Origin of the sequence: Streptomyces flavofungini, assembly GCF_014650815.1 — a bacterium.
In the GTDB taxonomy this organism is placed as follows: Bacteria; Actinomycetota; Actinomycetes; order Streptomycetales; family Streptomycetaceae; genus Streptomyces; species Streptomyces flavofungini.
The window spans coordinates 107,825-131,785 of record NZ_BMVR01000004.1 but is presented as its reverse complement, the minus strand read 5'-3'; the positions used below and the strand labels follow the sequence as shown (position 1 = coordinate 131,785).

20 protein-coding genes are annotated in these 23,961 nt (G+C 74.4%); 10 read left to right on the top strand and 10 right to left on the bottom strand.

What is annotated here, in order from left to right:
- Nucleotides 1–144: 144 nt before the first annotated feature.
- Both IE274_RS10920 and IE274_RS10915 read left to right on the top strand, forming a co-directional pair.
- Entirely contained in the window at nucleotides 145–1,413 is a 1,269-nt protein-coding gene (locus tag IE274_RS10920) for a DUF1266 domain-containing protein (RefSeq protein WP_190115464.1), read from the top strand.
- 198 nt (nucleotides 1,414–1,611) lie between these two features.
- Nucleotides 1,612–3,894: a tetratricopeptide repeat protein gene (locus IE274_RS10915; protein WP_190115463.1), complete on the top strand. Its 2,283-nt coding sequence runs from the start codon at nucleotides 1,612–1,614 to the stop codon at nucleotides 3,892–3,894.
- A 402-nt stretch (nucleotides 3,895–4,296) separates the two neighbouring features.
- On the opposite strand, the gene IE274_RS10910 is transcribed toward IE274_RS10915, so the two are convergent.
- Nucleotides 4,297–5,556 carry a hypothetical protein gene (locus tag IE274_RS10910; RefSeq protein WP_190115462.1) on the bottom strand — a complete coding sequence of 420 codons (1,260 nt, stop codon included), beginning with the start codon at nucleotides 5,554–5,556 and terminating at the stop codon, nucleotides 4,297–4,299.
- 322 nt (nucleotides 5,557–5,878) lie between these two features.
- On the opposite strand from IE274_RS10910, the gene IE274_RS10905 reads away from it, so the two are divergent.
- Nucleotides 5,879–9,286 (top strand): AfsR/SARP family transcriptional regulator, encoded by a 3,408-nt coding sequence (locus tag IE274_RS10905; protein WP_190115461.1) that lies wholly within the window; start codon nucleotides 5,879–5,881, stop codon nucleotides 9,284–9,286.
- 251 nt (nucleotides 9,287–9,537) lie between these two features.
- Here IE274_RS10905 and IE274_RS10900 read toward each other — a convergent pair whose 3' ends face one another.
- The 5 genes from IE274_RS10900 to IE274_RS10880 all read right to left on the bottom strand — a co-directional run bounded on the left by IE274_RS10900 (nucleotide 9,538) and on the right by IE274_RS10880 (nucleotide 13,585).
- Nucleotides 9,538–10,104 (bottom strand): hypothetical protein, encoded by a 567-nt coding sequence (locus IE274_RS10900; protein WP_190115460.1) that lies wholly within the window; start codon nucleotides 10,102–10,104, stop codon nucleotides 9,538–9,540.
- Nucleotides 10,105–10,151: 47 nt separating this feature from the next.
- Nucleotides 10,152–10,559 (bottom strand): peptide-methionine (R)-S-oxide reductase MsrB, encoded by a 408-nt coding sequence (msrB, locus tag IE274_RS10895; protein WP_190115459.1) that lies wholly within the window; start codon nucleotides 10,557–10,559, stop codon nucleotides 10,152–10,154.
- A gap of 48 nt (nucleotides 10,560–10,607) precedes the next feature.
- On the bottom strand, nucleotides 10,608–11,993 hold the full coding sequence (gene murC / locus IE274_RS10890) for a UDP-N-acetylmuramate--L-alanine ligase (protein ID WP_190115458.1): 1,386 nt from the start codon (nucleotides 11,991–11,993) through the stop codon (nucleotides 10,608–10,610).
- A gap of 148 nt (nucleotides 11,994–12,141) precedes the next feature.
- Nucleotides 12,142–12,615 (bottom strand): indole-3-glycerol phosphate synthase, encoded by a 474-nt coding sequence (locus IE274_RS10885; protein ID WP_190115457.1) that lies wholly within the window; start codon nucleotides 12,613–12,615, stop codon nucleotides 12,142–12,144.
- A gap of 133 nt (nucleotides 12,616–12,748) precedes the next feature.
- Complete coding sequence (locus IE274_RS10880) at nucleotides 12,749–13,585, bottom strand: pyrimidine reductase family protein (protein ID WP_190115456.1); 837 nt, start codon at nucleotides 13,583–13,585, stop codon at nucleotides 12,749–12,751.
- A gap of 47 nt (nucleotides 13,586–13,632) precedes the next feature.
- Here IE274_RS10880 and zapE point away from each other — a divergent pair, with 47 nt between their 5' ends.
- The 3 genes from zapE (at nucleotide 13,633) to IE274_RS10865 (ending at nucleotide 17,325) form a co-directional block, all read left to right on the top strand.
- Nucleotides 13,633–14,727, top strand: coding sequence for a cell division protein ZapE (gene zapE, locus IE274_RS10875; protein ID WP_190115455.1), 1,095 nt, complete (start codon nucleotides 13,633–13,635; stop codon nucleotides 14,725–14,727).
- A 196-nt stretch (nucleotides 14,728–14,923) separates the two neighbouring features.
- Entirely contained in the window at nucleotides 14,924–16,306 is a 1,383-nt protein-coding gene (locus tag IE274_RS10870) for a PhoX family protein (protein ID WP_190115454.1), read from the top strand.
- Nucleotides 16,307–16,503: 197 nt separating this feature from the next.
- Nucleotides 16,504–17,325 (top strand): PPK2 family polyphosphate kinase, encoded by an 822-nt coding sequence (locus IE274_RS10865; protein WP_229909504.1) that lies wholly within the window; start codon nucleotides 16,504–16,506, stop codon nucleotides 17,323–17,325.
- A gap of 9 nt (nucleotides 17,326–17,334) precedes the next feature.
- On the opposite strand, the gene IE274_RS10860 is transcribed toward IE274_RS10865, so the two are convergent.
- Both IE274_RS10860 and IE274_RS10855 read right to left on the bottom strand, forming a co-directional pair.
- The gene (locus IE274_RS10860) at nucleotides 17,335–18,618 is read right to left on the bottom strand and encodes a methyltransferase (RefSeq protein WP_229909454.1); all 1,284 of its coding nucleotides are present in this window, start codon (nucleotides 18,616–18,618) and stop codon (nucleotides 17,335–17,337) included.
- 167 nt (nucleotides 18,619–18,785) lie between these two features.
- A complete protein-coding gene (locus tag IE274_RS10855; protein ID WP_190115452.1) occupies nucleotides 18,786–19,196 on the bottom strand; it encodes a VOC family protein in 411 nt (136 codons plus the stop codon).
- A gap of 244 nt (nucleotides 19,197–19,440) precedes the next feature.
- Here IE274_RS10855 and IE274_RS10850 point away from each other — a divergent pair, with 244 nt between their 5' ends.
- The 3 genes from IE274_RS10850 to IE274_RS10840 all read left to right on the top strand — a co-directional run bounded on the left by IE274_RS10850 (nucleotide 19,441) and on the right by IE274_RS10840 (nucleotide 21,764).
- A complete protein-coding gene (locus tag IE274_RS10850) occupies nucleotides 19,441–20,415 on the top strand; it encodes a polysaccharide deacetylase family protein (protein ID WP_190115451.1) in 975 nt (324 codons plus the stop codon).
- Nucleotides 20,416–20,425: 10 nt separating this feature from the next.
- Nucleotides 20,426–20,611, top strand: coding sequence for a hypothetical protein (locus IE274_RS10845; protein ID WP_190115450.1), 186 nt, complete (start codon nucleotides 20,426–20,428; stop codon nucleotides 20,609–20,611).
- 274 nt (nucleotides 20,612–20,885) lie between these two features.
- A complete protein-coding gene (locus IE274_RS10840; RefSeq protein ID WP_190115449.1) occupies nucleotides 20,886–21,764 on the top strand; it encodes a peptidyl-tRNA hydrolase in 879 nt (292 codons plus the stop codon).
- Nucleotides 21,765–21,793: 29 nt separating this feature from the next.
- On the opposite strand, the gene IE274_RS10835 is transcribed toward IE274_RS10840, so the two are convergent.
- Nucleotides 21,794–22,381 carry an SMI1/KNR4 family protein gene (locus tag IE274_RS10835; RefSeq protein WP_229909453.1) on the bottom strand — a complete coding sequence of 196 codons (588 nt, stop codon included), beginning with the start codon at nucleotides 22,379–22,381 and terminating at the stop codon, nucleotides 21,794–21,796.
- Nucleotides 22,378–22,821, bottom strand: a complete 444-nt coding sequence (locus IE274_RS10830) for a DUF5959 family protein (RefSeq protein ID WP_190115447.1) — start codon at nucleotides 22,819–22,821, stop codon at nucleotides 22,378–22,380. The genes IE274_RS10835 and IE274_RS10830 overlap by 4 nt, the downstream gene beginning before the upstream one ends.
- 359 nt (nucleotides 22,822–23,180) lie before the next feature.
- Here IE274_RS10830 and IE274_RS10825 point away from each other — a divergent pair, with 359 nt between their 5' ends.
- Nucleotides 23,181–23,948, top strand: coding sequence for a DUF4142 domain-containing protein (locus tag IE274_RS10825; RefSeq protein ID WP_190115446.1), 768 nt, complete (start codon nucleotides 23,181–23,183; stop codon nucleotides 23,946–23,948).
- Nucleotides 23,949–23,961: the final 13 nt, after the last annotated feature.

Below are 23,961 nucleotides of genomic sequence, written 5' to 3'. Positions count from 1 at the left end.
GGCGGCCGGGTGACGGACTGAGGCGGCGGGCAGCGGCCGAGTAACGGACTGGGGCGGCGGCCGACGCACTGAGGCCGGCCCTCCCGCCCCCGTCGGATACCGTTCGGGAAAGATCATCCCCAGCACGGAAGCGAGCATCCGGCCATGTACGCGGCAGCCGAAGACGACTACCACGACGATGTGTTCCCGGTCGTCCAGGCGCCGCAGGACGGCACCCGCTGGCAGGCGCCCGCCGACCTGGAGGAGCACCTGTACGAGCTGATCGAGGCCGACGACGGCTACGGCTATCTGCGGGCCCTCGCCGTCGAGGGCCTGTACCGCCCGGTGCTGCTCACGGACTTCGCCGCGGCGCCGGACGCCCCGGCCCTGTTCAGCGTGGAGGTCCCCGACGGCCGCAGGGTCGCGCAGGTGTACACGGCCGGGCTGCTGCCGCGCCCGCACCCCGACGTGGTGTACGAGTACGTCACGCTCGGCACGCTCGCCCGGGAGTGGCCCGAGGGCCCCGGCCAGATCGACGTCATGGTGGTCAACACGCAGACGCCCTGCGAGCAGTACTACCTCACCACCGCCGAGGAGCGGCAGGTCTGGGCCGACCTGCACGACGAGCACCACCGCCCGGGCCGCGTCGACGACCGCGTGGACACCCGCCGCACCGGGGCGCCGGACGGCCCCGTCCTGCACGGCCTGGCCTGCGGCGCCCACCTGTGCTTCGCCAACGGCGCGCCCTGGAACACCCTCGACTGGCACGGCGCGGGCTACAGCAACGAGGTGGCGCGCCTGGAGGAGTGGTGGGGCGTGCGGGACCGCGAGGAGTGGCACGGCGTGCAGGAGCGGCTCCTCAACCGTGAAGTCAGCCCCTGGTACTGGGACTTCGTCCTCGGCGCCCGCACCGCCGTGCTCGCCGAGCAGGGCCCGCCGCTGGACGCGGAGCTGTGGCGCCGCTGCGTCGAGGTGACCCTGCGCAACCGCGTCGTGGAGACCGGCGGCCCCGACGTCCCGCACCGCCCCGGCGACGACCCCGAACTCGACCAGTTCGTCGACGCCCTGCGGGCCCTGGTCGGCAAGGTCCTGCGCTACGAGGCCCGCTTCCGCGCCGACGGGCTCCTGCCGCCGGACGGCCACGTCGCCACCGTCGCGGCCTGGGACCTCGGCCGCGCCTCCAAGATGGCCCGCTGGGGCCGGGGCGCCCGTTACGCCACCCACGCCGAGCTGGTCACCGGCCTCGAACGCGCCTCCCACGAGGCCCGTGCGGCGTACGCCACCTGGGAGGAGTTCTCCGCGGGCTACATCCTGGGCCGCTGCCTGCACTTCGACGAGGAGGAGTTCGGCACCTGGTACACGTCGGTGCTGCGGGCGCATCGGGCGCTGACGACGGATCCGGACAGTCCGTGGCTGACGGTGGCGTTCCGCTGACGGTCGCCCTCGACCGGCCCGTCCGACGGCGCCCCGTCCCCGGGGGCCCACCGCGTCCCCGCGCCGAAAGGCGGCACCTTTCGGCCGCCTGGACCCCGCCCCCGTCCGCACCGCGGATACCGCTCGCCTGTACGGAAAGGATGCCCTGAACGGGGGCCGATTCCCGGCGATTCGGTACGTGGGTGGAGGGGGTGCTCGGTGCGGGGGCAGGAGCAGGGCGGCCAGAACGAGTTGAGCGGGACGGTGCACGGTCCTGCCGTACAGGCGCAGACCGTGTACGGCGGCATCCACATCCAGTCTCCGACGGCCCCGCAGCCGCCGCCCCACCCGCCCTGGCAACTGCCGCCCGCCACCCGCATCACCGACCGCACCGCCGAACTCGGCCTGCTCGAACGCCAGCGGCGCCGCTCCGGGCACGCGGGCCACCACACGCTGGTCGCGGTCAGCGGCCTGGGCGGTGTCGGCAAGACCGCGCTCGCGCTGGCCTGGCTGCACGCGCTGCGCGCGGACTTCCCCGACGGCCAGCTGTACGCGGACCTCGGCGCGCAGTCGCCCGGCGGGCCCGCCGACCCGGGCGAGGTCATCGGCCGGTTCCTGCGGGCGCTCGGCGTACCGGCCGCGCAGGTCCCCGCCGGACTCGCCGAACGGGCCGCGCTGTACCGCTCGTTGGCGTCGGGACTGCGCCTCGTGGTGCTCCTGGACGACGCCGCGTCCGCCGCGCAGGTCCGGCCGCTCCTTCCGGGCGGCCCCAGCGTCACCACCGTGACGAGCCGCTGGCGGATGCCCGGCCTGACCGTCGACGGCTGCCACTCGGTGCAACTGGAACCACTGGGCGTGGACGAGGCCGTGGAACTGCTCGCGGCCACGCTCGCCGACGACCGCGTCGCCGCGCAGCCCGAACAGGCGCGTGCCCTGGTCGAGTTGTGTGCCGGCCTGCCGCTCGCGGTGCGCGTCGCGGGGGCGCGCCTCGCGGCCCGGCCGCGGCGCGGGATCACCACCATGGTGCGGGCGCTCACCGAGGAGCACGACCGTCTGGAGGGGCTGGCGATCGACGGCGACCACAACGTCCGGGCGGCACTCGACCTCACGTACCAGGAACTGCCGCCGGAGGCGGCGCGGTTGTACCGGCTGCTGGGGCTGCATCCGGGCACGGAGTTCGGGGACGCGGTGGCGATCGCCGTGCTGGCCCGGCCGGGGACGGCGGTGGGGGGCGCGGGGGCGCCGCCCGACGACACGGGGACACCGCCCCCGCCCGGACCCGGGACCGCACCCGATGGCGCCGGGGCACCGACAGCGCCCGCGCGGGCCGCGCCCGCCGCCGACGCCCCCGGCGCCGCCCGCGCCCTCGCCCTCCTCGACCTCCTTCACCAGGCGAACCTGCTCACCGACGCCGACGAGGACCGGCACCGCTTCCACGACCTCGTACGCCTGCACGCGGCGGCGAAGGCGGTCCAGGACGAGCCGCCGTGGGAGCGGGCGGCGGCGCTGCGCCGGATCGCGGACCACTATCTCGCCACGGCGACCGAGGCGGAGTGGGCCGTCGACCCGCAGCACCGCACGATGGCCCGCGACCACGGCCCCGGGCCGGTGCTCACGGAGGAGTTCGGCGCGGGATCGGAGGCGGCGCTCGACTGGCAGGAGCGTGAACTGCCCACCCTGATGGCGGTGTTACGCCTCGGGCGCACCGCCTTCCCCACCATCACCTGGCAGTTGGCCGACGCCCTGTGGCCCCTCTTCCTGCGCCGCAAGTTCTACGCGGAGTGGCGGGCCGCGCACGAGGAGGGGCTGGCCGCGGCCGAGGGGCTCGGCGACACGGCGGCGCAGTGCCGGATGCTGACCTCCGGCGGCGTGGGCGAGCTGGGCACGGGCTGCCACGAGCGGGCCCTGGAGATGTTCGAGCGCGCGGCCCGCCAGTTCCGGGCCGACGGCAACGCGCTGGGCCACGCCCGTACGCTCAACTACCGGGGCCTGGCCCACCAGCGCCTGGGCCGACTCGACGAGGCGGCCCGGTACTTCACCCGGGCGGCGGAGGCCCTGCCGGGCGTCGGCGACGTCCGCGCGGGCGGCCTGGCCCGCCTCAACCTCGCCGACGTGGCCCTCACCCGCCGCCGCCCGACCGAGGCGGCCCGGCACGCGACGGCGGCGCACACGACGCTCCGCGAGGCGGGCGACACGTACAACGCGGCCCGCGCGTCCGTCCTCCTCGGCCGCGCCCACCTCTCCCGCGACGAACCCGACCTGGCCGAGGCCCACTTGGCCCCCGCCCTCACCGCTCTGCGCGCCATGTCGGCCGCCTACGAGACGGCCCGCACCCTGCACGCCCTGGCGGAACTGGCCGAACACCGGAACGACCCCGCCACGGCCCGCTCCCACTACGACGAGGCCCTCACCCTCTACGGCACGGCAGGCCGCGCCACCTCTCCGGACGCCCGGACGGCACGGTCCCGCCTGGCGTCCCTGCCCGGGCCGCCGGAAGGGTGAGCCGCACCCGCACCACCCCCAACCCCCCAACCGGAACCCCCGCCACCACCAATGCGTGCACCAGCGACGCCCACACCGGCCACGGCAGCACCCCCGGCCCCCCGCACCGGGGCCCCCGCAGCACGACAGCGGCCCCCCGCGGGCCGACCCGCAGGCGGCACACGCCCCCGTCATGGGCGGCCACCACCAGCGCGCCCGGGTACCGGGCGGCCAGCACCCCCGGACGGCACGGCGCCGCCGACCCCTCGTGGACCACGTCCCCGACCCGCGCCCACGCACCCGGCGCGGGCAGCGCCACGCGTACGTGCTCGTCCACGAAGTCCGGCCCGCGTTCCGGGCACCGCAGCCGCACCCGGACCCGCTCGACGGACCTGGCCTCGGCCACGGTCGTCACCCACGCCGTCAGCGGCATGACACGACGCTCCCCGGCTCGTCGTACTCCAGGACGTGCGGCAGTCGGGCCGGGTCCGTGGCCGGGAGGGCGCCGGGTGGGCGCAGGCGGAGCTTGCGGTAGAGGAGGGCGCGCATCTTGCGGGCGAAGCGGCCGGGCTCGGAGCTGATGCGGGCGGCGACGCGCTCGTGCAGGTCCGCGCGGTACGTCGCGGCGGCGCGCGCGAGCTGGCGGCGTACCGGCTTGTCGTCGTGCAGCCGGGGCGCGAACGAAGCGAGCTCGGCCATCGGCGAGCCCGGATCCACATCCCCGTCCGGCAGGCACGCGAACAGCACCGGCCGCCCCGTCATCGCCCCGTACAGCGACACCGACCCGTGGTCGCCCACGACGAAGTCGGCGGCGACGAGCGCCCCCACCCAGTCCGCGCGCGGGCTGACGACGCCGAGCCCGCCCCGGCCGAGCCCCGCGAACCAGCTGCGGACCTGCCACTCGCTGTGGGTGTGCCACACGTGCGGATGCAGCAGCGCCGCCACCCGGTAGTCCTCGGGCGGCAGTTCCGCCACCAGGCGGTCGATCAGCTCCCGGCCGCACGAGCCGAGCAGCGACCCCGGGCCCCAGGTGGAGCAGACGAGGACGAGCCGCTGCCCCGCCCCGGTCCGCAGGGCCTGCCGGTACAGCGCCCGCGCGGGCCTGCTCGCGGTGACCCGGTCGAAGCAGGGGTCGCCGACGACCTCCGCGACCGGCACCGCCTCCGGGCACTCGCGGCCGAGCCGCGCCAGTTCCTCGCGGTGCGCGAGGACGATCGCCTCGGGGACCACCGAGCCGTCCCGTACGAGCCGCTGCCTGCTCAGCCCGTACACACCGCGCGCCGCGACGGCCCCGCCCCGCCGGGCCCGCACGATCTTGTTGTGTCCGGCGCCGTGCGGCAGCACGACCACCGGCGCGTGCAGTTCGTGCAGGCCCCCGTGGCCCGCCGCGAGCGCCAGGTCGAAGACGGTCCCCACGGCCTGGCTCCACGGCAGCACCAGCGCCCGCAGCTCGTCGAGGAACTCGGGCACCCCGCCGCTGAACACGTCGGGCGCCGCGGTGAAGAACACCTGCACCCGCCAGTCGCCCTCCAGGAGCCGCACCGCGTCGAGGAGCCGCCGCCCCGACGTCACCGTGTGCACCACGGCGAGTACGCGGCGCCGGACGGGGCGGGTGGCCCAGCGCGCTACGTCCGGGCGCACGGGCACCGGTTGCCCGTGCGCTTCCCACATGGTCACGCTCATGATTCGTGTCCCCCGGTTCTCTGGCTTCTCCAGTTGTCCGCCGTCGGCTCGGCGGTTCGCTCGGACGCGCACAGCGTGCCTGGGGGGACTGGATGGCCGGGTTGCAGGAATCCTGCAGTCCGAGTGCCGCTCGCCGACGGCATACGCCAGCGCTCCGGCTCGCACCGGCGCGCACCACCTGTGCCTCAACTCCCTTGTTCGCAACGCCTGTTGTGGTTCACCGGGCAGGGCGGGGGAATGTTCCGCCCAGGGACACGCGTGCGGAACCGCCGACAGCGGCGGCGCGGTGTGCCCGCCGGGCGTGCGCCCATCGGGGGTGACGGTGGACTTACGGGCCCTCGGGCCGCTCGAACTCTGGCAGGACGGCCGACGCTGCGAGCTCGGGTCGCCGAAGGAACGCTGTGTACTCGCGGTCCTGGTGCACGCCCACGGCGAGCCGGTCTCCGTCGACACGCTGATGGACCGCGTGTGGGACGACGAGCCGCCCCGCACGGCGCAGGACACGCTGCAGAGCTATCTGTCGCGGCTGCGCTCCCGGCTGACCAGGGCGGCAGGCGAACAGGCCTTCCTGGAGCGGTACGCGCCCCGCCTGTACCGATTACGGGTCGCGCCGGACGCCGTCGACCTGCTGCGCTACCGGCGGCTGCGCACCGAGGCCGCGGTGACCGCCAGGAAGGGCGACAGCGGAGCCGCCGTCGACCTGCTCCGCACCGCCGAATCCCTGTGGCGGGGCGAGCCGTTGACGGAGTTCACCGGCGCCTGGGCGCGGTCGGCGCGCGCCCGCCTCCTGGAGGACCACCGCCGCGTGCGCGAGGAACGCATCCGCCTGGAGCTCGACCTCGGACGGCACGCCGACCTCATCGGCGAGCTGCGCGAGCTGGCCGCCCAGAACCCCCTGGCCCAGCGGGTGATCGCCGCCCTGATGCTGGCCCTGTACCGCTCGGGCCGCGACGACGAGGCCCTCGGCCTGTACCGCGCCACCCGCGCCCGCCTGCACAGCGGCCAGGGCATCGAACCCTGCTCCGAACTCCAGGAGCTGCATCTGCGCATCCTCGAACAGGATCGCGTCCTGATGACGACCACGCCGGATTCCCGGGGGCACACTCTGTCCACGGTGTCCGCCCTGGCCGCGGGCGCCAGCCCCGAGCCAGTCGGGGAGCCGCACGCGCCGGACTCGCCCCACGGCGCCCCGGAGAAGGACGGCCAGGAGGACGCCGTTCGCGACAAGCGCGACCAGCCCGCCAGGCGCGACAAGGGGGACCAGGAAGGCGGCGGGCCGCGTTCCAACCTCCCCCGCGACATCCGGGACTTCACGGGTCGGGCCAGTGAACTCCGCGTGCTCCTGGGCGAGTTCGCCGACCCCGGGCCCGCCGACCCCACCCCTCGCACCTCCCTCCCCCTCACCGTCATCCACGGCATGCCCGGTGTCGGCAAGACCGCGCTCGCGCTGCACGCCGCGCACCGCCTGGGTGCGGCCTGCCCGGACGGCCTGTTCTACGTCGACCTGCGCGGGTACGGTGCCCTGCCCCCGTACGACCCGGCGGAGGCCCTCGCCGTCCTGCTGCACGCGGCCGGGTTCACCGGCGAGCTGCCCGGCGCGCTCGACGCCCGCGTGACGCGCTGGCGGGAGTGGACGGCGCGGCGGCGCGTCCTCGTCGTCCTCGACAACGCCCGCGACGCCGAGCAGGTCCGCCCGCTGCTGCCCGGCGCCGCGTCCTGCCGCGTCCTCGTGACCAGCCGGAACCGGCTGACCGGCCTGGCCGGCGCGACGCCGCTGTACCTGGAGGTGCTGTCCACGGCGGAGGCCGCCACGCTGTTCACACGGGTCGCCGGGGCGGGCCGGCTGCCCGCCGACGCCTCGGGGCTCACCCGGACGGTGGCCGCGTGCGGCTGCCACCCGCTGGCGCTGCAGCTCCTCGCGAGCCAGTTCCGGCACCGCGACTCCTGGAGCCTGGACCACCTCACGGACCGCCTCGTCCAGGCGGCCGATCCGCTCGACGAGTTCGACAGCGACGCGGTGGCGTCGGCGTTCTCCCTCTCGTACACCGAACTGCCGCCGCAGGCCGCGCGGTTGCTGCGCCGCCTGGCGCTCCACCCGGGCCCGGACATCACCCTGCGCGCGGCGACGGCGCTCGCGGCGGAGGGCACCGGCCGCGCGCACGAGGCCGACGTCCCCGACCCGCCGCGGGAAGCCGCCCGCACCCGCAAGATCCTCGATCAGCTCCTCGACCGCAATCTCGTCGAGGAACCCGTGGCCGACCGCTACCGCCTGCACGACCTCACCCGCGCCTTCGGCCTGCGCATGGCCACCCGCGACGAGCCGCAGTCCACCCGCCGCGCGGCCCTCAAGCGGCTGCTCAACTGCTATCTGACGGGGGCGTACCGCGCGTCCGTCCGCATCGACCCGCACCACCGCGTCCTGCCGCCCGGCCCGCACCTGACATGCCCGTACGCGCCCCGCTTCGGCGACGCCGGGGCCGACGCGGCCGACGCGGCCGACGGCGCGGACGAGGCCGCCGCCTGGCTGAGCGTCGAACGCGGCAATCTCCTGGCCGTGGCCCGCACGGCCGCCGCCCAGTCGCCGGAACACGCGGTGCTGTTCCCGCACGTCCTGGCCAAGTCCCTGCGGCTGTGGGGCACCTGGGACCTGGCGGCGGAGCTGTTCGAGGCGGCGGTGGCCGCGGCCCGACTGCGCGAGGACCGGGTGGCCCTGGCCCGCACCCTCGTCGAGCACGCCGACGTACTGACGCAGAAGGACCACGCGAAGGCCCTGCACCGGGCGACCGAGGCGCTGTTGCTCTTTCAGGACTTGAACGACGTACGCGGCCGCGCGGACGCCCTCCTCCAGTCCGGCCGGGCCCACTTCGCGGCGGGGCGCGGCAGCCTGTGCCTGCGGGTGCTGCGGGCGGCGCACACGCTGTACGAGCGGGTCGACGACCCGTGCGGCCGGGCCGACGTGGCCAACATGATGGGGGTGGCGCTGCACGCGGCGGGCCGCCACCGGGAGGCCCTGGAACAGTTCCGCACGATGCTCCGCATCCACGAGGGCACCGGCTCCCTCTACGGCCAGTTGCGGGCCCTCAACAACGTGGGCGAGGTGCACCGCCTCGACGGCCGCCACGAGGAGGCCCGCGCCCACTTCGAGCGCTCCCTGCGCCTGGCGCACCGCGTCGGGGGCCGCCAGGAGCGCGCGAACCTGCTCACCAACCTGGGCAGCGTCTGCCAGGCCACCGGCCAGGTGGAGCAGGCCCTCACCTACTTCCGCCGCGCCCTGACCAGCTACCACGCGGCGGGCGACGCGCGCGGCGAGTCGGACACCCTGATCAGCCTGGGCTCGGCGTACACCGCGAACCGGCGGCCCGGCGCGGCGCTGTGGCACTTCGCGGAGGCCGAGCGCATCGCCCGTAGCATCGGCAGCCCCTTCGACGTGCAGGCCGCGCTCCTCGGCACCGGCACGGCGCTGCGGCTGCTCGGCCGGTACGAGGCGGCGCTCGACGCGCTCCACGAGGCGCTGCGCCTGGCCCGCGAGGTCGGCAGCCCGCTGGCCGCGGCCACGTCCCTCGACGGTCTGGCCCGCACGGCCCCGCACACGCAGGACGCGCCCTCCGCACGGGGTTTCGCGGAGGACGCGCTGGAGTTGTACGAACAGCTCGGCTGTGACGGGCGGGCGCGGGATCTCCGCCTGGCCCTGGCAGAGCCCGGGGTGACTAGCCCCGCCAGATCCACATGAAGATCTTCTCCTCGCCCGGCACCGGGGAGGAGAGGTCGTGCCGGTTCGCGCGTCGTGCAGAGGTCACGTATCGCTCCGTGTTGCTAGTACTTGAAGGAAATCGTCGCCCCGAGTTGACGCACAGATTAGCGATCTGAACGCAGAACCGGAATGCCAAGTTCAAACAATCTCAGGGCGCACAGGAGCGCACGACCGGCGCTCGACTGCACTCCCGTAACACGCCCCCTCCGCTCCCCTCAGTTCTCCGGCGTTCACCCGCTCAACGGCCGCCCCACCAACGTCCCCGGCGGCACGTCCACCTCCCTGGCCCGGTCCCCCGGCGCCAGTTGATCGGCGTACCCCGCCTCGCCCCACACCAGCTTCTTGAACTGCTCCGGCGTCAACAGCCCCTGCCACGGCTCCCCTCGGGGACAGAACACGGACTCGCACCCGGGGCAGTAGTGCGCGGGACCCCAGAGCGCGTCCGCGCGCCCCGCACCGGCCCGCTCCGCCGCCTTCTCGCGGCCGTCGCCCCGCACCACGACGAGCGTGCCGATGAACAGCAGCACGGCGAGGACGATCCCGCCCCAGACGTACAGCGGCTTCTCCGGGTCCGTGCCCATCCAGGCCCAGCCGAGGGACAACGCGACGAGGACCATGCCCTCGGCGAAGTGCAGCAGGCCGTCGCCGGACTTGCCGGGCCCCTTGGCGAGCCGCGTCGCCAGGTCCGTGCGGGCGGCACCCCGGCCGCCCGCCGCCGCCCGCACCGCGGTGACCTCCGTGCCGCCGCAGCCCGGGCAGCTCACTCCAACCGGCCCGTGGGCCCCCGTGGTCGACATGCCTTCACGCTAGTCGCCGACCACGGCCCCGCTGAGCCGGGTTCAGGTCAGCTCTCGTCCGGGTCGAGCCGCAGCGAGATCGAGTTGATGCAGTACCGCTGGTCCGTCGGCGTGGGATAGCCCTCGCCCTCGAAGACGTGCCCGAGGTGCGAGCCGCAGCGGGCGCAGCGCACCTCGGTGCGGACCATGCCGTGGGAGGTGTCCTGGATCAGCTCGACGGCCTCGGAGTCCCGCGGGTCGTAGAAGCTCGGCCAGCCGCAGTGCGACGCGAACTTCTCGTTCGACGTGAACAGCTCCGCGCCGCAGGCCCGGCAGGAGTAGACGCCCTTGGTCGTGGTGTCGGTGTACTCACCCCGGAACGCGGGCTCCGTGCCGGCCTGGCGAAGGACCTGGTACTCGGCGGGGGTCAGCTCCGCGCGCCACTGCTCGTCGGGCTTCTCGACGTCGTACGACATGGGTCGCATCCCCTTCGTGGACAGTCCGGCCCGCCGCGGCGGGCCGGGCTACTTCGACAGTTCGGCCAGGATCAGCGGGCCGAGGTCGGTGACGTCGCCCGCTCCCATGGTGAGAACGAGATCACCGGGCCGCGCCATTCCCGCGATCGCCGCGGGCGCCGCCGCCTTGTCGTGCACGGCCACCACGTCGGCGCCCGCCGCGCGCGCGGCGTCGATGATGAGGTCGCTGGTCACACCGGGGATCGGGTCCTCGCGGGCCGGGTAGATGTCCAGGACCACGGAGGCGTCGGCGAGCGCCAGGGCCGCGCCCATCTCCGTGCCCAGCTCCTGGGTGCGGGAGAACAGGTGCGGCTGGAAGAGCACCAGGAGGCGGGCGTCGGCGGCGGCGCCGCGCATGGCCTCCAGGTCGGCGGTCATCTCCGTCGGGTGGTGCGCGTAGGAGTCGACGACCTGCACTCCGGCGGTCTCGCCCTTGAGCTGCAGGCGGCGCTTCACGCCCGTGTACGAGGCCAGTGCGGGGGCCAGCTCGGCGGCCGGGATGCCGAGGGCGACGCCCGCGGCGAGGGCGGCGACGGCGTTGTGGGCGTAGTGCCGGCCGGGCACGGAGACCGCGAAGCGCAGCTCGGTGCCGTCGATGACGGCGGTCACGTCGCTCTTGAGGCCCTGCGGGGTCACGTCGGTGATCCGCACGTCGGCGTCGGCGGCCTCGCCGTAGGTGACGACCCGCAGCTCGCCGTTGCGCTTGGCGACGCGCCGCGTCAGCTCCCGCGCGCCCTCGTGGTCCGCCGCGATCACCAGCGTGCCGCCGGGGACGATGCGGTCGGCGAAGGTCTCGAAGGACTCGTAGATCTCGTCCATCGAGGCGTAGTTGGCGTGGTGGTCCAGCTCCACGTTGAGGACGATGGCGACCTCGGGCGCGTACTTGTGGAAGCTGCGGTCGCTCTCGTCCGCCTCGGCCACGAAGATCTCGCCGCTGCCGTGGTCGGCGTTGGACCCGGGCGCGTCCAGGTCGCCGCCGATGGCGTACGACGGGTGCAGGCCGAGCGAGGCGAGGCTCACCGCGAGCATCGACGTCGTCGTGGTCTTGCCGTGGGTGCCCGCGACGGCGATCGGGCGCAGGCCGTCCATCAGCGAGGCCAGCGCGTCCGAGCGGTGCACCACCGGGATGCCGAGGTCGGCCGCGCGGGCCAGCTCCGGGTTGTCGGAGCGGATCGCGGACGAGACGACGACGCAGGTCGCGTCGTCGGCCAGGTGGCCGGCCGCGTGCCCGATGTGCACCTGGACGCCGAGGGCGCGCAGCGCGTCGGCCGTGGCGGAGTCCTTCGCGTCGCTGCCCGCGACCTTCGCGCCGCGCTGGGCGAGGATCTTCGCGATGCCCGACATTCCGGCGCCGCCGATGCCGATGAAGTGCGGTCGGTCCATGGCGGTAGGCATCGAGTTCTCTCCGAAGGGTGGGGTGCTGCGTGCGCGGGGTCAGCCTACTGGGCACCGCCGGACGGGGTTGATCGGCCTTCGGCCTCGTCCTCGGTCTCCCCCGGGCTCCAAAGGAGCAGGGGGATCCCACGGCGGGCCGCCCCTCCCCCTACGACTCACTGTGGGCGAACAGCTTCAGGACCGGTACGCCTACCTTGTGGCGGGCCCGGGAGGCCCAGTCGCGGTGGAAGAACTCCTCGACCAGGTGCGGTTCGGTCAGGACGATGACCTCGTCCGCCCCCGCGTCGTCGACCAGCTCCTGGAGCGCCTCCAGCGGGTGGTCCTCGATCAGGCGGCCGGTGGCCTCGCTGCCCGCCGCCCGCAGCGCCAGGAGGGACACCTGGAGGGCCTGCTCGGCCGGGCCGACCGCGTCCTGGCCCTCCGGCACCTCGCCCTCGCGGACAGCCTCGTCGAGCTCGCCGAGTGCGACGTCGTCGATGGCCCGCAGCAGGCGGTCCGCCTGGTCGCCGCGGGGTTGGAGCAGGACGTGGAAGGTGACCGGCTCGTCACTGTGCAAGGTGGTGACGAACTCCACGTCGGCGGACGTCAGGGCCTTCTCGATCATCAATACGCTTGTGAACACGACAGGCGCCCTTCTCCTCCGTGGGCCGTGCGTCCGGCCCCCTGCGGAAACCATCCTGCCCCCGCCTGAGCGGGGGCTGCGAGATTTAGTGTGCCCCGCGAAAGCGAAACGGAACGGAATATTCCGCCGATTGTCAGGAGCCCCGGCGGTATCGGGTGAACAGGAACCCGGCCTCCTCCAGAACGGACGCCAGTACGAATTTCGCGGGCACCGCGACACCGGGTCCCCCCGCGATGCGCTGGGCGTCGCCCGCCGTGAGCATCGGCGACACCGTCAGGCACAGCTCGTCGAGCGCGCCCGCCGCCACGAACTGGCCGAGCAGCCGCGGGCCGCCCTCGGTGAGCAGCCGGGTGAGGCCCCGCTCGCCGAGCTCCCGCACGACCCGCGCCGGGTCCGCCCCGGCCCCCTCGCCCGCGATCACGACGTCCGCGCCCGCCTTGCGCGCGGCGGCCACCCGCTCGGCGGGCGCGGCGGCGCCGGTCAGGACCAGCGTGGGGGTGAGGGGGGCGGTGAACAGGGGCAGCGTGAAGTCCAGGTCGAGGCTCGCGCTGACGACGGCGATCGCGGGGGCCGGGGCCTGTCCGGCCGCCGCCCTGCGGGCCGCGAAGGCCTCCCGGGCGCGGGCGGGCCGGTAGCCCTCCTGGCGTACCGTTTCCGCGCCGACCACGACCGCGTCCGCGAGCCCGCGCAGGGTGCCGAAGACCCGCATGTCGGTGGCGTTGGAGAGGGGCTGGGAGCGGCCGTCGTGCTGGGCGGCGCCGTCCAGCGTCGAGACCATGTTGGCGCGCAGCCAGGCGCCGGCCCCGGCACCCGCCCCGGCACCGGTCCCCGCCGGGTAGGCGTACGCGTCGGCCAGCTCGTCCAGGGACCACTCGCGGTCCCCCGTCACCCCCTCCCGGGCACCCGCCGGGGCGCTCTTCGCCGAGGTCGGCTCTACTGTGTGGTCGGTCACAGGGAACAGGCGTCGCATGCCGGGCAGTCTTACACGGCCCCGCGACGGCTCTACAGTGGAGAATCGTGTCAACAACCTCCCCTGCCGCCGGGCAGAGCCCCATAGCCGAAGCGGGCCCCGCGTCCCTGTGCGCCCGCGAGCCGCAGGTGCCCGCGGACCGTCTCGTCGCCGAGATGGTGCCGCCGCCGCGCTTCGACTCGGTCCGCTTCGATACGTACATCCCGGACCCGGGACAGCCCAGCCAGACCGAGGCCGTGCGTGTCCTCAGCACCTTCGCGGGCGGGCTCGGCGGGGCGCACGCGTCGGGATCGGGCAAGCGGCGTTGGTTCTCCCGGGCGAAGCAGCCGGCGCCGAGCGGGCCCCGTGGGGTGTACCTGGACGGCGGCTACGGCGTCGGCAAGACCCACCTGCTCGCCTCGCTGTGGCACGCCACCCCGGCCGAGCCCGCGCTCAAGGCCTTCGGCACGTTCGTGGAGCTGACCAACCTCGTCGGGGCGCTCGGCTTCCAGCAGACGGTGCGGACGCTCAGCGGCCACCGGCTGCTGTGCATCGACGAGTTCGAGCTGGACGACCCGGGCGACACGGTCCTGGTGTCGTCGCTGCTCGGCAAGCTCGTCGAGGCGGGCGTGGCGCTCGCGGCCACCTCCAACACGCTGCCCGGCAAGCTGGGCGAGGGCCGGTTCGCCGCCGCCGACTTCCTGCGCGAGATCCAGGGCCTGTCGGCCCACTTCAAGGCGTTGCGCATCGACGGCGACGACTACCGCCACCGGGGTCTGCCCGAGGCCCCCAAGCCGTACTCCGACGAGCAGGTCACCAAGGCCGCGTACGCCACCGAGGGCGCCAGCCTCGACGACTTCCCGCATCTGCTCGGCCATCTCGCGCGCGTGCACCCGAGCCGGTACGGCGCCCTGACCGACGGCCTCACCGCCGTCTGCCTCACGGACGTCACGCCGGTGCCCGACCAGTCGACGGCGCTGCGCCTGGTCGTCCTCGCCGACCGCCTCTACGACCGGGAGGTGCCGGTGCTCGCCTCCGGGGTCCCGTTCGACCGGTTGTTCAGCGAGGAGATGCTGAACGGCGGCTACCGGAAGAAGTACTTCCGGGCGATCTCGCGGCTCACGGCGCTGGCGCGGGACGCGAAGGGGCTCGTGCGGGACTGAGTGGGCGTCCCGGGCGTCCTGTGCGTCCCGGGCATACCGGTCGTCCCCGTCGTCGGGATCGGGGCCGTTCACGTCACGGCGGGCGGGCCGTCCCGGCGACGGTTGATCGCGTGGGCGTCCAAACCCTCGTGCGCGGGGCGTGTGCGTGGTACACACGTGCGGGTCATGTTCCTGTCCGCCAGCAGGAGGTTGCCCCATGTCAGACGCCAAGCTGTCCGCGACCAGACGTCAAGTGCTCGCCCGCTCCGGAGCGTTGGGGGCGTCCATCGCCTTCACCGGCGCCCTGTCGGAGCTGTTCGCGGGCACGGCCACCGCGGCCACCCAGGGCAAGGCGGGCTACGGCCCGCTCGTGCCCGACCCCGAAGGACTGCTCGACCTGCCGAAAGGATTCCGCTACCGGGTCCTCTCCCGCGAGGGCGACGAGCTGCGCTCGGGCGAGGGCAAGGTCCCCAGCAACCACGACGGGATGGCCGCCTTCCAGGGCCGGCGCGGCGGTGTCCACCTCGTACGCAACCACGAGAACCGCGTCACCGCGAAGCTCGGCGTCCCGACGGTCAAGGGCCTGACGTACGACCCGATGGCCAAGGGCGGCTGTACGGCGCTCGGGCTCGACCGGCACGGCCGGGTGGTCGACGAGCGCGTCGCGATCGCCGGTACGGCCGTCAACTGCGCGGGCGGCCCGACCCCGTGGGGCACCTGGCTGACCTGCGAGGAGACCGAGGACAAGGCCGGTACGAACGGCTACACCAAGGACCACGGCTTCATCTTCGAGGTCGACCCGGTGGACCCGCGGCGCACGGGAGCCGTGCCGCTGACCGCCATGGGCCGCTTCCAGCACGAGGCGGTCGCCGTCGACCCGTGGCGCGGCGTCGTCTACGAGACCGAGGACGCCTTCCAGAAGCCGTTCGGCCTGTTCTACCGCTTCCTGCCGAACAAGCCCGAGGGCGGCAGGGGCTCGCTGCGCGCGGGCGGACGGCTGCAGGCGATGCGGGTCCCCGGCCTGCCGGACCTGTCCGCGGTCCAGGAGACCGGCGCCACCTTCGACGGCGTCGAGTGGGCCGACGTACCCGACCCGCTGGCCGCCCAGACGCCCATCCGCAACCAGGACTTCGGCCCGAAGGGCATCACGCACGCCCAGAAGCTGGAGGGCTGCTACTGGGGCGGGCGCTGCGTCTACTTCGTCTCCAGCTACGCGCGCAGCGCGGAGGGCTCGGCCGCCGACCACTACGGCCAGGTCTGGCGCTACGACCCGGCGCGCCGCCGCCTCACCCTGGTGATCGTCTTCGGCCCCGACACCGACATCCAGCTCCCCGGCGAGTCCCCGGACAACATCTGCCTCGCGCCCAGCGGCGGCCTGATGGTGTGCGAGGACGGCAGCGGCACCCAGCACGTGTACGGCGTGACACGCGGCGGCAAGGTGTACGCGATGGCGCGCAACGCGCAGAACCTGGGCACCCCCGAAGAGCCCGAGTGGGGCGAGTTCGCGGGCGTCGCCTTCTCCCCCGACCACGACACGATGTACGTGAACTGCTACACGCCCGGCACCACGTTCGCCGTGACGGGACCCTGGCACAGGTAGCGCCGCCGCCTGCCCCGACGCACCATCGGGGCAGGCGACCGGAAGAGGTGCGGGCTGTGGCCAAGGGCAAGAAGCACGCGAAGGGCGAGGGCGGCAAGGGCGACAAGGCCGCCAAGGGCTCGGCCGGGCCCGGCAAGGGCGGCGGCAGGAAGGGCAAGGCCGCCGCCGACGCGCCCGCGCTCCGCCTCAGCGATCTCCTGCGCGTCCCCGAGGGCGAGCCGTACGACCTCGCCGCCCGGGACGCGGCCGCGACCCCCGCGGGCCCGGCGGACAAGGCGGCCGGGCTCGCGGCGACCGCCCGGATGGGCGAACACCTCACGGACCTCCAGGAACGCCTGTACGCGGCGAGCACGAAGGGCGATCCGCGCCGGGTGCTCCTGGTCCTCCAGGGCATGGACACCAGCGGCAAGGGCGGCACGATCAAGCACGTCGTCGGCCTGTTCAACCCGTCGGGCTGCCGCATCCGGGCGTTCAAGGCGCCGACGCCCGAGGAACGTGCGCACCCGTTCCTGTGGCGGATCCGCAAGGCCCTGCCCGAGGCGGGCGAGATGGGCATCTTCGACCGCTCGCACTACGAGGACGTCCTCATCGCCCGCGTCCGCGAACTGGTGCCACGCGCCCAGGTGACCCGCCGCTACGCCCAGATCAACCGCTTCGAGCAGTCCCTCGCCGACGACGGCGTCACCGTCGTGAAGTGCTTCCTGCACCTCTCCTACGAGGAGCAGCGGCGCCGTCTGGCGGCGCGCCTGGACACCCCCGAGAAGCACTGGAAGTTCAACCCGGCCGACATCGAGGAGCGGGCGGTGTGGCCCGCGTACCAGGAGGCGTACGAGCTGGCCCTGGAGCGCTGTTCGACGGCGGCGGCGCCCTGGTTCGTGGTCCCCGCGGACCGCAAGTGGTACCGGAACTGGGCCATCAGCACGCTGCTCCGCGAGCACCTGGAGGCGCTGGACCCGCAGTACCCCAAGGCGGACTTCGACGTGGCGGAGTGCAAGGCGCGGCTGCTGAGCGAGGGCTGACCCGCTGGTTCAGCCGGCGGGGGCGAGCCGCCACAGGGAGGTGACCTCGGCGGCGCGGGCGGCGTGCAGGGGGTCCGTGGTGTCGGCGGCGCGGGGGTGCCGGGGCTTGGCGTCGTGGCGGTCGACGACACGCAGCCCGGCCGCGTCGAAGGCGCCGACGAGTTCGTCCCGCGTCCGCAGACCGAGGTGTTCGGCGAGGTCGGAGAGGATCAGCCAGCCCTCGCCGCCCGGCTCCAGGTGGTCGGCGAGCCCGTCGAGGAAGGCGAGCAGCATGGCGCTGCCCGGGTCGTACACGCCCTGCTCCACGGTGGAGGTGGGGCGGGCCGGGAGCCACGGCGGATTGCAGACGACGAGGGCGGCACGGCCCGCCGGGTAGAGGTCCCCGCTGTCGACGACCTCCACCCGGTCGCCGATGCCGAGCCGTTCGACGTTGTCCCGCGCACAGGCCAACGCCCGGGGACTGCTGTCGGTGGCGACGATCCGGTCGAGGCCGCGGTGGGCGAGGACGGCGGCGAGGACGCCGGTGCCGGTGCCGAGGTCGAAGGCGGCGCCGCGGGCGGCGGGCAGCGGGGCGTCGCCGACGAGGTCGACGTACTCGCCCCTGACCGGGGAGAACACGCCGTAGTGCGGGTGGATGCGGGCGTCGAGCGCCGGGATCGGCACGCCCTTGCGGCGCCACTCGTGGGCTCCGATGACGCCGAGCAGTTCGCGCAGCGACACGATGGTGCGGTGCCGGGGCGGGCCGTAGGCCTCGGTGCAGGCGGCCCGGACGTCGGGGGCGCGCCGCAGGGCGAGCCCGTGGTCGTCCTCCAGCACGACGAGCAGCATGCCGAGCACCCGGGCGCGGTGGCCGCGGGCCTGCCGGTGCCGGTGGAACGTCTCAGCGGGGGTGGCCCCCGGCTTCGGCGTCAGCCGGTCGAGCCGCCGCCCCAGGGCGGTCAGCAGCTGCCGCGCCCCCTGATAGTCCCCGCGCCAGAGCAGCGCGGTCCCCTCGCAGACCAGGCGGTACGCGGCGTCGGCCTTCATCCGGTCGTCGACGACGCGGACGCGGCGGGGGGCGGGGAGGCCGCTCTCGGAGTGCCAGGGGGTGGTGTGGGTGAGGGTGGTGGGGGTGGTGTCGGACTCAGGGGTGGGGCTGGTGTCGGGCTCAGGGGTGGGGGTGTCCGGGTCCCCGGGGAGGGAGTCGTCGCCGGGGCCCGTCGCGCGTCCCGGCCCGTGTCCGGACCGGCGTCCCGGCCGGGTTCTGGTCGGCCGGACGTCCTCGGTCCAGGTGATGTCGGTGTGGTCGGACATCGACGGCTCGTCAACTCCTCGTGGTCGCGGGTGCGCGGGGCCCGGGGCCGCGGCGCGACCGGGAAGCGTCCGGGGAAGTCAGGACCTCAGGACGATTCCACAGCGGCCGCCCCCTGGCAAACCCGGACTTCCCCGGCGAACACCGTCCGCCGCCCCACCCGCACGCCTCACTCCGACTTGGCCCCGCCGCAGGTCACGGCCTCGCCCCGGTCCCGTTCCGCCGCGCTGCGCAGCACACAGAACTCATTGCCCTCCGGGTCCGCGAAGACGACCCATCCCGTGCCGTCGGCCTCGCGCCGGTCGGCGACCACGGTCGCGCCGACGCCCCGGAGCCGCTCGACCTCCTCGTCGCGCGGGCCGTCCGGCCGGAGGCACACGTGCACGCGGTTCTTGCCGTTCTTGGGCTCGGGGATGTTCTCGAAGTACAGGTGCAGGCCCGTGGGCAGCGCGATCACGGCGACGGGGTCGCCCGGCCGGTCCTCCTCGTCCAGCGGCTGTCCCACCACCTCGCTCCAGAACCGCGCGAGTCCGTACGCGTCCGCGCAGCCGAAGGCGACGTTGTAGAGGGAGGCGGGCATGGGGCACGTCCTTTCGTACGATCATGGGCCGGGCACGCATTGTCTCCCACGCGGTCCGCGGTGTGCTTCGGCTTTTCCGTGGGCCTCGGGGTCCGCGCGCTTCGGCGTCGCGCATGCTTCGGCGGCTCCCGCGTGCTTCGGCGCCCCGCGTGCCTTCGGCGGCTCCCCCGCGCTTCGGCCCGGCACCCCCTCGGGCGGGCCTCGCCTACCCGATTAATCCTATTTGCACAGTTATCTTCACCGCATGATCACTCGTGCACGGCAGCGGGCCGCCCGCGCCTCCCTGGCCGCATTCGCCGCGGCGGCACTGACCGCCCTCAGCGCCTGTGCCTCGCCCTCCACCCCCACCCGCCCCCACAGCCCCGCTCCCCACCACAACCCCCAGAAGGCCGCCCCGCCCACCCTCGCCCCGGGCCCCCAGGGCCTCACCCCGGTCTTCAAGAACGCCCCCCGCACCAAGCAGGGCGCGCCCACCGTCGCCCTCACCTTCGACGCCGACATGACGGCCGATCAGGGGCCCCGCGCCGGGGCGGGCGAGCGCTTCGACAACCCGGCGCTGGTCGACACCCTGCGCCGCCTCAAGGTCCCGGCGACGTTCTTCATGACGGGCCGGTGGGCCGAGGAGTACCCGGCGCAGGCCAGGGCCATCGGCCGCAGCCCGCTCTTCGAGGTCGCCAACCACTCGTACAGCCACTACTCCTTCACCCCCGACTGCTACGGCCTGCCCACCGTCGCCCCGCACCGCATGCGCGCCGACGTCGAGCGCGCCTTCGCCGCCTTCCGCAAGGCGGGCGTCGAGCGGCCGGTGCCGTACTTCCGCTTCCCGGGCGGCTGTTACGACCAGCGGGCGCTGCGCGCGCTCGCCCCGGCCGGGGTGACCGCCGTGCAGTGGGACGTGGTGGGCGGCGACGCGTTCGCCACGGACCCCGACGCGGTGGCCCGGCAGGTGCTCGACGGGGTGCGGCCCGGCTCGGTCGTCGTCCTGCACTGCACCCGCAGCGCCGCCCCCGCGACGGAACGCGCCCTGCGCACGATCGTCCCGAAGCTGCGCGAGCGCGGGTTCCGCTTCGTCCGGGTCTCGGAGCAGATCGGGGCCGCGCGCACTCCGGAGGGAGCGCGGCATTCCGGGCCTGGCGGGCCTGCCGGGCCTGCCGGGCCTGCCGGTGCCGACGAGCCCGCGCGGCACCGCCCGGAACGGACCGCCACCGGCCCGAACTAGGCTGCCCACCATGGCGGACGACGACGAGTACTGCGCCCCGGCCCCTTCCACCGCCCCCCGGCCGACGGCGGGCCCGCCCTTCGCGGAGTGCGTGCTGTGCCGGAAGCCGACGGAGTACCCCGAGTCGTACCGGGGCAGCACGCTGTGCCCGGTCTGCGAGTGGCAGGAGGCCCAGCGGACCGCTTGCTCGGGGTGAGCGGGGGCGGGGTGGAGGGCGGGGCTGGAACACCGGGCCGAGGCCAGGAGCACCGGGCCGGGGCTGCGAACACCGGGCCGCGCCCGGGAGCACCGGCCCCGACCCCACAGAACCCCACCGCCCAAGCCCGACGCGGCCGCCCCTCACCCCCGACGCGCGCACACCCCGCAAGCCACCACCACCGCCACCACCCCCGCGAACCCGCGCCGCAGCCCTCCCCGCGCCCGCCGCCACCGCCCCGGGCCTGCGATCACCGCCCTGGCAGACTGGACGGGTGACCAGCAACGCGCCCCGCCCCGGAGACTCCGAGCCCACCTCCCACACCGAGGGCCACCCGAACACCACGACCACCGCGGGCACCGCGAACTCCCCGGGCACCCCGAACCCCGAGGACCCGGGCACCCCGGCCGCCCTCGACGCCCCCGCCTCCCCGGCCACCCGGTACTCCCCGCCGGCCAGCCCCTTCCGCGTCGAACGCACGCCGCGCGACGAGGCCCCGCAGTTCGTGCTTCCCCTGGTGGCCCGGATCGAGCGGGGCGCGCCCCCGGCGCGTACGGACGCGTTGGAGACGGCGGCGCGGGCGGTCCTGACGATCCTGAGTGACGAGCGGGCGCTCGGCGAGGGCGAGTGGGCGCAGGTGATGCGGGACTGGCAGGACGCCCGGATCCGCAAGGTGGTGCGCAGGGCGCGTGGCGCGGAGTGGCGCCGGGCGGAGGCGCTGCCCGGCATCACGGTGACGGGCAAGTCGGCCGAGGTCCGGGTGTATCCGCCGGTGCCGCTGGACGGCTGGCCGAAGGACCTGGCCCGCCTCCAGGTCTCCGGCACGGACCTGGACGACCCGGAGCCCCCTCGGGACCCCGACCCGTCGACCCCGGTCCTCTGGCTGAACCCCGACATCACGATGTCGGCGGGCAAGGCGATGGCCCAGGCGGGCCACGGCGCCCAGTTGGCCTGGTGGGACCTCTCCGCCCCGGACCGCACGGCCTGGCGCGAGGCGGGCTTCCCCCTCTCCGTCCGCACGGCCCCCGCCCCCCGCTGGCCCGAACTGACCACGAGCGGCCTCCCCCTGGTCCGCGACGCGGGCTTCACGGAGATCGCCCCGGGCTCGTGCACGGTGGTCGCCGACCACCCGGCACTGCGCCGCCGCCCTTGAGCCGCTGGTGGGTGAGCCGGAAGACTTCGTCAGCCGTCGTCCCGCAGCTGTTCGAAGGACCGCCGTTCGTCGGCGACGAGGGCGGCGAAGGAGGCGCGACGCTCGCGCAGGCCCGGGTACCAGCTGGCCCAGATGTTGGCGGCCCATTCCCCACCGGGTGAGACGTCGCCCGGGTCGAGCAGCCAGTACTGGGCGTCGGCGACGTCCGATATCAGCAGCACCCGGTCCATGTAGGCGGCTTCCTCGGGTCCGCCCTGGCGGATGATCTCCCAGGTCGAGGGCTCCGCCTCGCGCAGCCAGCCCACTGACCTGGTGGTTCTCATCTCGTACAGGAACGGACCCAGGTGGCTGAAGCCGTTGGACGCGCCCAGGAACGCGCGGTAGCTGGGCGGCAGTCGCGTACCGAGCCGTTCTTCCGTGGCCGCCAGCTGTTCCTCGGTCGCACCCGCGCAGCCAAGCCAACCGGCGGCCCGCTGAGCGTCGCTGATCCGCTGCCAGTCGTCGTTCTCGTACGCCCGCAGGACATCGATGCTGTACGAGGCGAGGTAGGCCCGCCAGTACTCGACGCTGTCCCACCGTGGGGCGTCAGCGCCTGTCGCGTGTGCCGCGTCCCTCACCCCCGCAGCGCCCCCTCCACCGGCCAGGCCCGCAGCGTCGCGTCCAACCGGTCGTACGCCTCGTCGAACCACTCGTCGGTGAGGGTGACGGTGGCCGTCACCGTGGTGAGGGACATCGTGTGGTCGGCGATCGTGACGTGGGCCCGCTCGCCGTCCGGGTCGAGTTCGACGAGGAGTTCGGGGGCGCGGCCGCCCTCGCGCCAGGTGCTGTCGTCGCCGCCGTCCAGGGCGTCGAGGGTCTCGCGCCACTGCGTGAGGTCCTCCGGGGACACCGATGTGGCGAGCGTCCCCTGGACGAAGGCGGTGTCGACAAGGATCTCGCCGACGAGTTCGTCGATTCCGGGGCGCCCCGGGGCGGGACGTTTTCCGGTGATCCTGACGACGACGCTGTTGTCCTCGCCCTCCAGGCGGATCAGGTCGATCGGCTTCTCGGACGCCATGGCCCCTCCAGTTCCCCGTGTGCACCGCCCGGTCCGGCTCCCCCGCGCACTCCCAACCCGTTCCCCGTGCGCGCGGGGCCGCCCCCGCGGTGTGCTGTGTGCGGTCGTGTCCTTCCGGGCCGCGGTCCGTTCCCTTTCGAACCCCGGCCCGTGTCCTTCCGGACCCTAGTCGACGGCACTGACAACGCCGAGGCGGCGAACCGCCTGCCCGTACAGGCCCCTTGCGTGACCCCCGTCACAGAACCTTCACGCCGCTGAACACCGGCCCCGCACCTCCCGTACCTTCCGGTACCACCAAGTGGCCCGGCCCCCGGCCGGGATGCGGCTCGGGAGGCAGTACTTTGCAGCGCATCAGGCACATGGGGCGTATCAACGGCACGGCCCTGATCATCGCCGCCCTCGTCGTCACCGTGGGAGCCCTCGCCTTCCCGGTGTGGTCCTACGCCGACCGCTCGGGCACGGGCGAGGCGAATCTCAACGCCGGGAGCGTGTCGACCCGTTGGGGCCCGCTGTCCGCCACCGACCGGGACTTCCTCGTGAAGGTGCGGCTCGCCGGGCTCTGGGAGATACCCGCCGGACAGCAGGCCGTGGAGCGCGCGCCGAGCAAGGCCGTCAAGGAGGCGGGCGACCATCTGATCGTCGGCCACACCGACCTCGACCAGCGGGTGCGCGGCGTCGCCTCGCAGCTCGGCGTGGAGCTGCCGAACCAGCCCAACGCCCAGCAGCAGGGCTGGCTGCGGGAGTTGACCGACGCGAGCGGCGAGGACTACCAGCGCAAGTTCGCCAACCTGCTGCGCGTCTCGCACGGGAAGGTCTTCAGCCTCATCGCGCAGGTCCGCGACACCACCCGCAACTCCCTTGTCCGGCAGCTCGCGTCCGACGCCAACCAGACCGTCCTCGACCACATCACGATGCTCGAAGGCACCGGGTACGTCGACTTCGACGCCATCGCGAACGACACCGCGGGAAAGTCCACCGCGAGCCCGACCGGCCCCCCGCCGCCCGGCGGCAACGCTCCCCCGCAGCCCGATCCCGCCGGCCCCACGGGCGACGTCTCCGGCACCTCACGGCCCTCTCCCGGCGCTCCCGGCACGGTCAACACGGATCGGCCCGAACCTCAAATGTAGCTCTGAAACCCCT